This is a genomic window from Verrucomicrobium spinosum DSM 4136 = JCM 18804, from assembly GCF_000172155.1.
GTDB classification, from domain to species: Bacteria; Verrucomicrobiota; Verrucomicrobiia; order Verrucomicrobiales; family Verrucomicrobiaceae; genus Verrucomicrobium; species Verrucomicrobium spinosum.
The window spans coordinates 3,263,321-3,276,025 of the sequence record NZ_ABIZ01000001.1; the positions used below are offsets into that span (position 1 = coordinate 3,263,321).

The 12,705-nt window shown below is 59.2% G+C and carries 11 protein-coding genes; 6 read left to right on the forward strand and 5 right to left on the reverse strand.

What is annotated here, in order from left to right; all coding sequences use genetic code 11:
* Nucleotides 1-67 precede the first annotated feature (67 nt).
* Entirely contained in the window at nt 68-1,321 is a 1,254-nt protein-coding gene (locus VSP_RS13235; protein WP_009960198.1) for an IS4-like element ISVsp5 family transposase, read from the reverse strand.
* A gap of 132 nt (nt 1,322-1,453) precedes the next feature.
* Nucleotides 1,454-3,343 (reverse strand): glycosyltransferase family 39 protein, encoded by a 1,890-nt coding sequence (locus VSP_RS13240; protein ID WP_009961160.1) that lies wholly within the window; start codon nt 3,341-3,343, stop codon nt 1,454-1,456.
* A gap of 123 nt (nt 3,344-3,466) precedes the next feature.
* Here VSP_RS13240 and VSP_RS13245 point away from each other — a divergent pair, with 123 nt between their 5' ends.
* From VSP_RS13245 to hpf, 6 genes are all read left to right on the forward strand, one after another.
* Complete coding sequence (locus tag VSP_RS13245) at nt 3,467-4,000, forward strand: hypothetical protein (RefSeq protein WP_009961161.1); 534 nt, start codon at nt 3,467-3,469, stop codon at nt 3,998-4,000.
* Between the two features lie 88 nt (nt 4,001-4,088).
* Nucleotides 4,089-4,931: a 3-deoxy-8-phosphooctulonate synthase gene (kdsA, locus tag VSP_RS13250; protein WP_009961163.1), complete on the forward strand. Its 843-nt coding sequence runs from the start codon at nt 4,089-4,091 to the stop codon at nt 4,929-4,931.
* Nucleotides 4,912-5,748, forward strand: a complete 837-nt coding sequence (locus VSP_RS13255; protein WP_198141385.1) for a hypothetical protein — start codon at nt 4,912-4,914, stop codon at nt 5,746-5,748. Before kdsA ends, VSP_RS13255 begins: the two co-directional genes overlap by 20 nt.
* A gap of 89 nt (nt 5,749-5,837) precedes the next feature.
* On the forward strand, nt 5,838-6,947 hold the full coding sequence (locus tag VSP_RS13260) for a hypothetical protein (RefSeq protein WP_157210873.1): 1,110 nt from the start codon (nt 5,838-5,840) through the stop codon (nt 6,945-6,947).
* Nucleotides 6,948-7,123: 176 nt separating this feature from the next.
* Nucleotides 7,124-7,822, forward strand: a complete 699-nt coding sequence (lptB, locus tag VSP_RS13265; RefSeq protein ID WP_029190413.1) for an LPS export ABC transporter ATP-binding protein — start codon at nt 7,124-7,126, stop codon at nt 7,820-7,822.
* A gap of 51 nt (nt 7,823-7,873) precedes the next feature.
* On the forward strand, nt 7,874-8,473 hold the full coding sequence (gene hpf, locus VSP_RS13270) for a ribosome hibernation-promoting factor, HPF/YfiA family (protein WP_009961168.1): 600 nt from the start codon (nt 7,874-7,876) through the stop codon (nt 8,471-8,473).
* Between the two features lie 340 nt (nt 8,474-8,813).
* Here hpf and VSP_RS13275 read toward each other — a convergent pair whose 3' ends face one another.
* The 3 genes from VSP_RS13275 to VSP_RS13285 all read right to left on the reverse strand — a co-directional run bounded on the left by VSP_RS13275 (nt 8,814) and on the right by VSP_RS13285 (nt 12,619).
* Entirely contained in the window at nt 8,814-10,460 is a 1,647-nt protein-coding gene (locus tag VSP_RS13275) for a PrsW family glutamic-type intramembrane protease (RefSeq protein WP_009961169.1), read from the reverse strand.
* A 429-nt stretch (nt 10,461-10,889) separates the two neighbouring features.
* The gene (locus VSP_RS13280) at nt 10,890-11,900 is read right to left on the reverse strand and encodes a glycosyltransferase family 9 protein (protein ID WP_009961170.1); all 1,011 of its coding nucleotides are present in this window, start codon (nt 11,898-11,900) and stop codon (nt 10,890-10,892) included.
* Nucleotides 11,897-12,619 carry a metallophosphoesterase family protein gene (locus VSP_RS13285; RefSeq protein ID WP_009961171.1) on the reverse strand — a complete coding sequence of 241 codons (723 nt, stop codon included), beginning with the start codon at nt 12,617-12,619 and terminating at the stop codon, nt 11,897-11,899. Before VSP_RS13285 ends, VSP_RS13280 begins: the two co-directional genes overlap by 4 nt.
* Nucleotides 12,620-12,705 lie beyond the last annotated feature (86 nt).

Below are 12,705 nucleotides of genomic sequence, written 5' to 3' on the forward strand. Positions count from 1 at the left end.
TTGAGTTGGTGATGTTTTGAAGTGCCTTTTGCGAAAGTGATTTCTCAAACGGGGCGGTCCTGCTCCGTTATGCGACGCCTGCTGTCCCATAGACGGGGGGCTCCAGCCCAGGCAGATACACGCTTTGCGGGCTGGCTCGCATCTTCCATGGACCGCCTGCTGTCCCATAGAACGCCAGCAATCTGAGCAGATCCACCCGGCTCCAAGTCACCCCTCGGATCATCGTGAAGAGGCGGGTGAAGCTGTGCGGCCAGCCCGATACTTGTGCCAGGAACCGCAGCAGCACATAGAGCAACAGGGCCGCCCAGAGCTGCCAGCGGATCGCGTTTTTGCTATGTCCCAAAAAATCACAGATGCAGAGCGTTTGCTTGATCTGCTTGAAGAACACTTCAATGCCCCAGCGGCTCTGGTAGAGTTCTCCTACCGTGCTGGCGGCCCATTCTGTCTGGTTGGTGATAAAGGCCATGCGCACTTCCTTGCCGTCAAGCTCCACGAGCATCTCCACCCGGCGCAGCGGGCCGGGATGTTGCGAAAGGCTCCTGGCTCCTTTGAGCACAATGAGGTCATCGCGCAGCACCTTGCCTTGCGGCCGTGCCTGGAGCTTGCGCGTCACCCGGTAGCTCATGTTGTCCTTGGCACGGGTGACCCAGAAGATGCCCCGCCCGGTCAACTCCCAGAGGTGGGCAAAGTTGATGTAAGCCTTGTCAAACAAGGCAATTTCCCCGTCTTTGAGGCTGGCACAAAGCGCGCGGGAGCGCGAGTCATCATGATGAGAGGCTTCTTCGATGATGGCAAAGGCTGGCAGGAAGGTTTGCAGGTTGAGACGCAAATGGAGCTTGGCCGCCGCCTTGCGCTGCCGGTGCTTGGCCCAACTCATACAGTTGGCCACCAGGGCGATGGTGCTGGAGTCGATGGCGTAGATGGCCCGTCTAAACCGCCGGGGCAGTCCTTCATAGCGCAGGCCAAACCCGGGGTGCCGATGCTGGAGATGATCCAACATCTTCCAAAAGAGGGTCTCCATCAGGTCGCTGTCCCGATTCTTATTGGCATGGGACAGGGTGTTGCGGGCTGGCGGTGTCGCTCCGCGGATGGCAGCGAGGGCCCCGGCATGATGCCTCAAGCTGTCGCACACATCGTTGAGACTGATGGAGTGTGTCAGTTGCGCGTAGAGCAGGCTGACCACGTGACTCCAGGAACTGAAGGTGCGCGGCTGGCTGCCGTGGTGGTGTTGAGCGCAGAGGTTCGCGACCAAGTGCCCGGGAATGAGCTTGCAAAGCTGCCCCAGAACGCTTCCAATGACTTTGGCTGGTTTGAATTTCATCTCAGGCCTACCCTGTGTGGGGTAGGCCGCCAGTCACCTTTTTGTTTCGCTGTGGGACGGCTGTGAAATTCTGTCTAAAAAATCATTCCGCTGTGTTCTGTGTGTCTCTGTGGTTTGATCGTCATCACCATCCTACCCCTGACTTCCTCTCCAACGATAAACGTGGTACCCAAACATCTCCTCTGTTCCCCGGAGGTGGGTAAGCATCTCAAACTCTCCCGACTTCTTCACCCGTTGAAAAAGCTCTGGGTGCCGCGGGCCGGTGACGGACTCGCCGCAGAGATAGATGTAGAGCGGCAGAGAGCGGGTCTCGGCGTCTTTGATGAGGGCGTCCAGATCAGCGGGGGTCTTTAGTACATGCACATCGTGGTCGTAGCTCTCTGCCTGGCGATCGCTCACGCCGAAGGTGCCGGTGAGGGCAGTGGGTGCCTGCAAACGAACGTACTCCACCGTCTCGCGGATGGGTTGGCGGTCGTGCTCACGGATCTTGGCCGTGGAGTCCCAGGTGACCCATGCAAATGCGCCCACCAGGAGCGTCAGCAATCCGGCTTCCAGGCGAGGTCTGTGGCGGGTCAGGAGCTGGACGCCCAGAGGCAGGACGAGCACCATGGGGATCACGGTGTAGATCAAGTACCACACCCACATGGGCTGGTGCTTCAGGGCGGTATGTGCGTAGGCCAGCGCGGCAGCCACCGTGACAGCCGTCACTCCGAGAAATTGGGATGCTGGCTTGCGCCAGGCAGCGACGAATCCTAGAAGCGCCAGCGCGGGCAGTACACCGAGCATGAGCATCTTGAAGGGCCATCCCGCGTGCGCCATCTCCATTTCCCAGCTGGAGCCAGTGTGAAGTTCAGGGAGGGGATTCGTGTGCCCCCAGCCGATGGCCCATCCTGATAGCAAATCCCGCAGCCAAGGCCAGCCCATGTCGAGGCGCGGTGAGTCGGGGTTGTTCAGGTACGCCATGATCTGTGGGACGCTGGGTCCCATCCACCAGATCACCGGTATGGCTCCCAGGAGATTGAAGCCCACGAGCTTCAGGATATCTCGATGACGTCCGGAAATCCAGAACTCTGCCGCAAGGAAGAGGTTTACCGCTGCCGCCACATACAGAGATCCCGCAAAGCAGAGCAGGTAACCCGCCTCCGTCACCGCAAAGATGAGCCACCAGCGCAGACGACCCTCTCTGGAGGCCAGCAGAGCTGCGGCCAGATTCACCGCCATGAAGGCCAGCATGGTGGAGTAGCCCTTGGACTCAGCCGAATAACGTATATGCCAGGGGGAGATGGCCAGAAGGGCGGCTGCGGCCAGGCCCACCGCGGGACCGCCCATCTGGCACCCCAACCAGCCTACGAAGATGATCGTTACCAACGATGACAGAAAGGAAGGCATGCGCAGCGCGGCTTCGTCAAATGCTCCGGCAGGGGCTCCGGTGAATGTCCGCCAGATGCTGAGTGAAATGCGGGTGGCGGCGGCAGTGAAGACATGGTTGTTTCCATGACCGTTGTCGAAGAGGGTTTTCTCCCAGGTTACGGGTTTGAAAAGAGTGACACCGTCCTTTTGAACCCATTCTCCGTGGGAATAGACGCGCAGTGAGTATTCCTCGTCATTCCAGAGACTGTGATGAAGGCGTGGCGCACGTTCCCAGGCTCCAAGGAGCGTGATGGCCAGGATGGCCGCCCAGAACCATGCCGGGGCACCCCGGCTTTGCTGAGGCAGCTTGTCCTTCTTTTTTGGTAGCCATGACCGGTAGGTGGCGAGCAGCAGAGCGGCACTGGCTGCGCTGGCAATGCTGGCCCACCAGAGACCGATGATCCGATATTCCGGCACATCCAGTTCGCGCCCTTTTGCCAGACGCTTTTGCACCGTCTTTCCCCAGGGGGCTTCTGCTTCCAAAGTGTACACCACACTGCCCACCAGCAGGGCTGCCAGCACGAGAAGCAGCACGGCTCCCGCCCGCCCATGTTGCGTGGTGAGACGCTGCCAGTGCTGGCGGATGTGGGTGAGAGGGGTGGGCAAACTCATGTGGTGCAGAAGGGCGTTTGACGGTAGGGCGGTTGTCCCTATGATGCCGCAGGCGCAAGATGCGCAACGTGTTTCCGCATTCAAAAATCAAAACCGCAAACCCCAGAAAGATCCCCATCCAACATGAGTGACGCGTACGAGTGGGCCGCCCGATTTGGCGAGATGTTCGTGAGCTGCTGCGACGAATACGAAGAGGGGAATACTGACTATGAAGCGTGGTTCGATGAGGAGGATCTGGCCAACCTCAAGGCGATCGGCTGCAAACCCCGCGAGTTCTTTGACTTCGTGGAAGATTGCTGCGCCGCAGAGGGGCTGGAGCCGACGCCGGAGTCAGCCCTCCTCATTGCCGCAGCCCGGCGGGATTACTTTCTGATCGAGCAAAAAGGGCAGACCAGCTCTCACGTGGTGCCGCCTTCGGAACTCCCGGCCAAGACGGCGGAGCTGGACGGCATTCCCTGGTTGCCCCGTATTATCGCCAAGGCTGAAGCCAAGCTGCGCGGGGAGATGGATCCGGACACGATGTATTTCTGCGGCGGAGATCGTGCGTTTCTGAGCCGCCATCACCTGCATCCCGCAGATTTCCTACGGGTGGTATGGGCAGCCAAAGGGGACACCGCCCGCATTTTGGAATTTGTTAAAACGGGCAAGTTTTTCTGAGGACGGAGCGGCAATGCGGGGCTAAAGCCTCATTGCCTTTTTCCTTCTCCTTCGTACAATCGGACCCACACTATCGCTCCCTTCTCCCTTGCCTGCTGACTTCATTTCCTCCCTCCCCGTCGTTGAAATTGGCCAAGGTGTGCGCTTTGACGGCGTGCGCCCCGTTTTTATCCTTGGCCCTTGCGTGATTGAAAGTGAGGACTTTATCTGGGACATGGCCCGGAAACTCAAAGTCATCGCTGATGGCCTGGGCATCCAATGGATCTTCAAGGCCAGCTATGACAAGGCCAACCGAAGCGCGGGCAGTAGCTACCGTGGGCTGGGTCTTGAAACGGGTTGTGGCATCCTGGGTGCCATTGGCAAAGAACTTGCAGTGCCGGTCACGACGGATGTGCACAGTCCGGAGGAGGCGACCAAGGCGGCCGAGTGGATCGACTTTCTACAGATCCCGGCATTTCTCAGCCGTCAGACCGACCTCATTCTTGCCGCAGGTCGCACGGGCCGGGCGGTTAACGTGAAAAAGGGCCAGTTCATGGCTCCCTGGGATGTAAAGAACGTGGCCGACAAGCTCTTAAGCGTTGGCTGTGAAAATTTTACGTTTACTGAACGCGGAACGACCTTTGGTTATCAGAACCTCGTCGCCGATATGAGGTCGCTTTACTGGATGAGAGAACTTGGCTACAGAGCAGTGATGGATGCCACTCACTCCGTTCAGCGGCCTGGGGGACTGGGCACCGCTACTGGCGGTGATGGTAAACTAGCCCCCGTGCTCGCCCGTGCTGCTGTGGCTGCAGGATGTGATGGGGTTTTCCTTGAAACCCACATTAATCCCGCCGAAGCTTTTTCGGATGGGCCCAACCAGATTCCTCTGGCGGATCTCCCGGCGTTGATTCAACAACTGTTGCGAATCCATGAAATCGCCCGCGAATAAAGGCCCTCGTGTGTCTTGGCATCGTTCCTTGCTGCCGCGTGTGGCATGGCAGTTGCTGTTGCTGGGAACCATGCCGATGCTTGCCCAAGCCCAGAAGGGCGGGGAGAAGTCTCTGACTGGCGCTCCCGAGGGAGCGTCAGGTGTCGCTGCGGTAACGAATTCCCAGGGATTGGGGCCGTTTGGCCGGATGCTTCCGGTGGGGCAGCGGAATCTGGACGTGAAGATTCCCTCGTTTCGTGACGGTCGGCCCAACTCGCTCATGCGTGCTGGCAGCATGACTCGCCTGGATGAGGACAACATGGCCATCGAGAAGATGGACATCCGGATGTTTGGCCCGACCAAGGACAGGGACGTGCGTGTGCAGTTGAAGACTGCCACCTATCACATGCCGAGCGCCACCCTGAGCAGTGAGCAGCGCAGCCGCATCAGCCGCGAAGACTTCCAGATGGAAGGGGACAGCATGGTTTTCGATACCAAGACCCAGCAGGGCAAGATGACCGGCAACGTGCGAATGGTCATTTTTGACACGGAAGCTTTTACCAATGGCGATGCAATGAGCAATGCAGCCCCGGCACCCAATGGACAGCCCCTGGAAATGAGCCTGGACGAGGAGTCGGCCGAGGGGGGGGGCAGCGAGCCTGCTCCAAAGGTCTCCACCATGGACATTAATGCCAAGGCGGTGGAGCGGCCTTCTGCGTCCGCATCAGCAGGAGGCTTGCCTGTGCCTACGCCAGCTCCGCGTGAACCCGCTGCCGTTGTGCCCGTGCCCAAAGCTGAAGCTGTCCCAGCGGCTCCTCCAGGGGTACGTGCGAAATGAGGTGCCCCAGCCTGCCGCTCCTTGCACACAAACTCCTGACCAGTGATTTTTGTTTCTCTCCGCGAATGATCCCACTCCGCACGCCTCCCATGAAAACACTTTGGACGATGATCGGCCTCGCCGCCCTTTCGCAGGGGCTGCTGGCCCAGACCAACCGAACCCCGGGTTCCGCCTCAGGGAGCCGGGATGAGGCCGCCAATGCTCTGGCCGAGGCCAACCGCGTGCTGGAGCGGGCCCGTGCCAGTGGCCAGACTGAACTCCAGCGCCGGACCCGTGAGCAGGCTGCCGATAACGGTCGCATGGAAAAGCTCATGGCGGAGGCCAAGTCGAATGTAGCTCCCTCGAACCAAGCGCCTGAAAAAGCGCGTGTGGCCCAGTCGGATGCGCGGTTGAGCCAGGCGATCTCCACCATCTCGCCAGAAGGCAAGGCTCTTTTGGCGCAGAATGAGGCGGTCATCCCCACGCTGAGGGTGCCTGACCCGGTGCAGCCGCGTGCCGTCGCGACGAAGCCTTCAGTACTGACCGCAGACGGTCCAGGACCCAAGCCGCAGCCGCTCAAAGCCACTCCTTTGACGCCCGTGGCGAAGAAGGCTCCGGAGCAGACCACGATCACGGCCACAGGACCCGATTCGGCCAGCTTCTTCGATGGAAGCCAGTCCATGGGCGTGTTCACAGGCGATGTAGAAGTGACGCACCCGCAGTTCCATCTGACCTGCGACACCCTTGAGGTTTACATGGTGAAGGATGCTGACAAAAAGGAGGCGAAGCCTGCCGCAACGGGGGCCACCGCAGGACAACTCGCCAAAGAAGGTGCTGCTGGCAAGTCAGGCTCCGTCAGTGAGTCCACTGACAACAGCAATATCAAGCAGGCGATTGCCAAGGGGCGCAAGGTCGTCATCAACAAACTCAGCGACACTGGTGAGATGCAGATTGGCACGTGCCGCCACGCCACCTTTGTCGGTTCCACGGGGGATATGATCATGCGCGACTATCCGCAGGTGCAAAAAGGCACCAACTTGATCCTGGCAACCGATCCTTCTACAACGATCACCATCCTCAACAATGGACAGCTCAAGGTAAACGGCCCTGCAACCACCAAGATCATCCAGCAAGAGGAGAAGAAGAAACCGGCTGCCGCCGCTGCGGTTCCCGGTGCCACCACACCCACTCTCAGCAAGCCCCAAGGAGCACCACAGTGAGGAAAAAAGGGAAGATAAAGCTGCCTGAGCCCAGAAACTCCGGCCAGCAAGGCATTGATGAACTGGATCTCGGGGAGACCGGAGAAACCTCCGATCAGGAAGAGGACTTTTTCGCCCGTCAGCAGGAGAATTTTGACACCTCTGCAAACGGTGAAGTTCTCCTCTTTACTCGCGGTCTGAAAAAGGTCTATGATGGGCGCACTGTGGTAAATGGCGTGGATATTGAAGTCCGTCGTGGCGAGATTGTGGGCTTACTTGGTCCCAACGGCGCGGGCAAAACCACCTCATTCTATATGATTGTGGGCCTGGTGCAGCCCAACGATGGCAAGGTCTTCTTCGATGGCCTGGACACCACGAACGAGCCCATGTTCAAGCGGGCTCGTCTCGGGATGGGGTATCTGCCGCAGGAAGAGTCTATTTTTCGAAAGCTTTCGGTGAGGGAAAACATCCTTGCCGTCATGGAGACGCAAAATTACACGCCCGAAGAACGGGAAATGCAGTGCCAGCAACTCATGGAGAAGTTCGGCATTGACCACGTGGCGGACAACTTGGCGCTCACTCTCTCCGGTGGCGAAAAGCGCCGTCTCACCATTGCCCGGTCCCTCGTGACCGAGCCTAAACTCATCATGCTCGACGAACCGTTCTCAGGGGTTGACCCTCTGGCGGTGGAGGATATCCAGAAGATCATCCTCATGCTCAAAAGCGTCGGGCTGGCCATTCTCATCACGGATCACAACGTTCGTGAAACCCTCGGGATCGTGGACCGCGCCTACCTCATTCATGAGGGTCGCGTGCTGCTTCACGGCACCCGGGACGAGATCGTCAACAATCCCCTGGCAAGGGAGCGATACCTTGGCGAAAACTTCAGTATGTAAAATAACACCACCCATCATGTGGATGGTGGAAACCCACAAGGAGGAACAACCATGCAAGTGCATAACGTAAACCTGCCCATCACCGTAACGGGACGCCACGTCAGTGTGACTGAGTCCATGCGTGAGTATGCCCAGAAGAAGATCGAGAACCTCCACCTCGACTACCCGCGAATCATCGACGCCAAGGTGATTCTCGACGTCGAAAAGAAAGAGCGACAAAAAGCCGAGATCATCCTCCACTGCGCGAACCACATCACCATTGAGGTGGACAGCGTCAGCAGTGACATCTACGCCAGCATTGATGAGAGCATCTCCAAGCTGGCGCGCAGGATGCGGAAGTACAAGACCCGTCTCCTCAAGACCCATCACCGCCCGCGCAATGGATCCATCAAGCATCTGGCGGAGCACGTTTTCCAGGAAGTTGACCTTCACAAGACTGAGCACGATCAGATCGAGCCGGTCATCATCCATCGCGAGAACTTCCGCATGAAGCCTCTCTTCCCGGATGAGGCCATCATGGATCTGGAGCTCAGTGAGCGTCCGTTCGTGGTGTTCCAGAATGCCCACAGCAATCGTCTCGCCATTCTCTTCCGTCGCAAGGACGGTGAGTACGGCATGATCGAACCCGACGCCACCAGCCAGGCGGCGTAGGTTGCCTTGTGGCAATCTGATCTTCCAGTCGAACGGCGGCCTGCGGGCCGCCGTTCTTGTTCTAGGGGGGGTGGAGAAGCCCGGGGGCCGGGAGATGAGGTCCGTTTCCTGAAACCACCATCTCCGTCGCATGGTGAGCACGGGTAGGAAGGAGTGACACGGCCAGATCTATCCGAGCACGCTCCATAGGGCGGATGGTTTTTATCCCTCCGTTTCACCAAGCCGGTTGGCGCAACCAGATTACGCCGCAGCTGGGAGTTTCAAGGTAGTGACAGGCTTTTGCCTGCCTACGGAAGATGTGGATAGTACGACTGAAGTGCTGACGTTTTGCGCGACTCCGTTACCTTCTGATTTCATTGAACTCGTGCTGGTAAATCAGGGCCACGGGCACCAGGGCGATTGCTTGGGCGAGCGTTTCCGTGATGCCTGAGAGGCTCTGCATGTGGAGAACGGAGGGAATCATGAGTACACCCACCAGCAGAGCGGCACCGAACCAGAAGACGCAGGTGCGGGAGATCGGGCTGCCGGAGGCGCTTGGCTCATTGTCATCATGCAGCATCTGGAAATACATCCTGGCCGACAGGGCCACGATGATGATTTGCGCAATGTTGATTTCCCACCTCATTCCAATTTCGCTGCCGGCGAAGTTATACAAGCCGTGGGCCGTGCTGACACCGAGAAATGCGAGCAGGAAATTGGTCGCATGATGAAAGCGGCTGCGGACGAGTATGAAGAGGTGATAGCCGAGGATGCCGGTGAGAGAGAAGTGGATGACATTGGCGGTGAGCAGTCGTACCATGGCCACCTGGGCGTTGTGATCTGTGAAGTAGGCGATGTTCTCGTTCAGCGCAAAACCCAGGCCGACGCACCCGGCTGTCAAAGCAGCCTGACGGGCGGAGCGAGCCCTTGTCAGCACAGGCAGAAACAGGGTGAAGAGCAGCAACTTGCAGGCTTCCTCAGGCATGCCGACATAGAGGACCCAGTGAACCATTTGTTTGGTCGCGTTGTCCTCAGGGTTGGGGACGGGGGCGTATTCCAGTGAGATCTGCAGCCAGTGCAGAAGCATGACGCTCATCACACCGGCGAACAACGGCAGCAAGTACCGCAGCCAACGATGGGGATCGAGCCGGCCGGAGTGGACCAAGATGAGGTACCAGATGGCGGCGGCGAACAAGGCGAGGGAGACGGCGGAGGCCTTGGACCAGCGAGCCAGCTCCAGTACCACCGTGGCCTTGAAGGCCAGTCCCTGGTCATTCAGTTGGTTGGCCAGTTCCCTGAGCTGGGCGGCGTTGGCCTCTGCAATCACCATGGGGTTCGATGCCAGTTCGTGCAGTGCCTCCAGATCATTTTCCTGGAGTGCGAGCTGTAGGGCTTTGCGCCGAGGGTGCCTTGCATCCACATACTGGCACTCCTGCAAATAGAAGGGAATGGCCTTCGCGGGCTGGTGGGCAAAGTAGTAGAAGTCTCCCAGAAACTCCCCAGCATGACGAACGGCGGGGCGTTGGTTTGCGGCCTGGATCAGAAGCTCGCGCTCGGCGCTTGCATCCATGTCTGGTGTCGCAAACAGGCAGCGCACATACGCGCTAAAGAGGGGAAAAGCATCCGCTGAGGAGGCGTGCTTGCGCACGACCGGTTCCAGTTCCATCTCGCCCAGTTTCAACGCCACAGGATCGAACGCCGGGCGATGGCGTGGCTCGGTGTCGGCGAGAATGGCGGCGGTTTGTCGAATCCAAGTGGAGAACCGGTCGGGCTGGGGATCGGCCACGAGTTGCAGACGATGGAACTCTTCGAACATCTGCGCATCTTCTTCCGCCGCCGTTGCCATTGCAGGTGGAGCACTGGCGGTGCGGGCGACGTGAACGAAGGCGGCCAGCAGGGCAAAAATGCCTAGAATGATGAGCACCCCCTTGATGAGGAACCGACGGTCACGAGTAAGATGGAACGCACGGGCACGCCAGGGGCGGGAAGAAATGGAAGGGAGCGCCATGCTGCTACCAAAGCCTGCCCCGGGCGGAAGTCATCCAGCCATTTTGAAAAGCCGGGCGTCGCCTACGGGAAAGTGAGGTGCCAGGGAACTTGGGCTGCCTCAGGCGGACTGCTACGACTTCTGCGGAGTGGTTTGTTATCCCTCACCTACCCCACGGAGGCTCGCTGAAGGCTCGCCAACGTGGGGCTTATGGGCGCAACCTCTTCGCGGAAGAGCTTCGTCTGAGCCTCAACACTGTTCCCGATTCCAATCAGCTTTTGACGCTGTAGGGCGAGGCCCCGCTTGCGTCGCGTGGGTACTGAGGTGGCATGCGTGTTACGTTAAACGGCCAGACATGCTTCAATTACGCCGCCCTCAAAACAGCGGCTCAATGAAGCGGCCGGATTGAGGTGTCACTTTCCTCAAACCGTCAGGCCGGCATGGGATGGCTCAATACCACTCACCAAGAATGAAATCCGAAATGCGCCGAATATCCCGGATGGCAACGGCCTGGTCGGCCTCGCCTTCTTCCTCGGAAAAATCGAGGCGTGGGGCGATGCGTCTGCCCTTCCACACCCGGGCATTTGGATTGTAGGGTCCGACCTGGCGGGGATTGCTCCAGGTATGGATGGCGAGCGTCCGCGCCTGGAGAGCGGCAGCCATGTGCATGGGCCCGCTGTCCACGCTGACACAGGCGTGCGAATGGCGCAGCAGCCAGATGAGCTCCTCCAGCGTGGTCTGGTTGATCAGGGAGGTGACGTGATTTCCGTGAATCTGGGCTGGGTTGGCGTACTTGCCAGCGAGTACCACCGGGTGAGGTGCCAGGCAATCGCACAGGGCCTGGATGGCCTCTGTGGTGAGGGACTTGCCATCGCCACGTGAATAGGGGTGCAGTACGAGGAATTTGCCCTCCTTTGGAGCATTTGCCGGAGCGGTGCCGATCGGCAGGGTGAAGCTGATGTCCTCCGCAGGGGTCGGGATGCCCAGGGCGCTCACCAGCGTCAGATAACGGTCCACGGCGTGAGCCTTGGGATCGACGTCCACCACATGCTTGTAGAAGAAGGTGGCTCCTTCACGGGCGTCCGAAAGGCCGACGATGGGCTTCACTCCTCGCACCTGGCAGATGAGGGCGCTCCGGAGCAGGCCTTGAAAATCGAGCGCGATCTCCGGTTTCTCGCGAGTGCTGGTATGCAGGCTTCTCGCCCAGCCAAAGAGCTTGGGGAAGGTGCTGATCCGGCCAAACTGGCTGCGGGGGAAGGGGATGATCTCTGAGATGTCCGGATTGCCTTCCAGCAGGGGCATCCACTCGGGATTGCACACCCAGCGGATGAGGAGTTCAGGATGCGCTTTCTTTAGAAACCGGGCCGCAGGCAGGGTGTGTACAATGTCTCCCAGCGAGCTGGGTTTCACCAGAAAGACCGACTTGTACTGCGCCAGATCCGGGAACGGCTCAACCATCATCTTCCGAGGGCAAGGCGTTCCGCCAGTATGGGGGGCAGTCCGGCGTCGCAAATCTTCTGCTGCGCGGTGCGCAAGTCGTACTCCAGCCGACGGATGCTGACCGTCTGTTTCTCGACATCGTACACGGCGTAGGAGGACCGCCAGTCACCGTCGCGAGGCTGGCCCACAGAACCTACATTGATAAAATACTTCACGCCGCGGCGCAGGGTCGCGTCCGTCTCGCGCAGGCAGCGGACAGTGTCGTCCTTCTCATACACCCGGGGTGCGTGAGTGTGCCCGTAGAAGCAGAGCTGCGTGAACTGGTAGCTGAAGCTTGCCATCGCATCGAAGCGATTGGTCACATAAGCCCAGCTGCCGGGAGAATCGAGGGTGGCGTGGACGATGGTGAAGTCCCGCACCTGGCGCACCAGCTTCAGGTCCCGCAACCACTGCTTCTGGTCAGGGGTAAGTTTCTGTCGGGTCCACAGCAGGGCGCTCTCCGCGAGGGGATTGAGCTCGTCGAGGGTGCGGTCCTGAGTGGCTTCTTCGTCGTGGTTGCCTTTGACTACAGGGCAGTTGAGCGCCTTGACGTACTCCAGGCATTCGCTCGGATTGGCGTTGTAGCCGACAATGTCCCCGACGCAAACATAGTGGGTGCACTCCTGCTCCTGAGCGTCACCCATGACGGTCATCAGGGCTTCCCAGTTGGCATGAATGTCTCCGAAGATGGCGTAACGCATGGAAGATGGCGAAGTCTAAACGTGGCGCGGACCGGGTTCAGGTCAAGCACTCGTAGCAGTCTGTGGAGGAAAAATGCTCTCCGGAG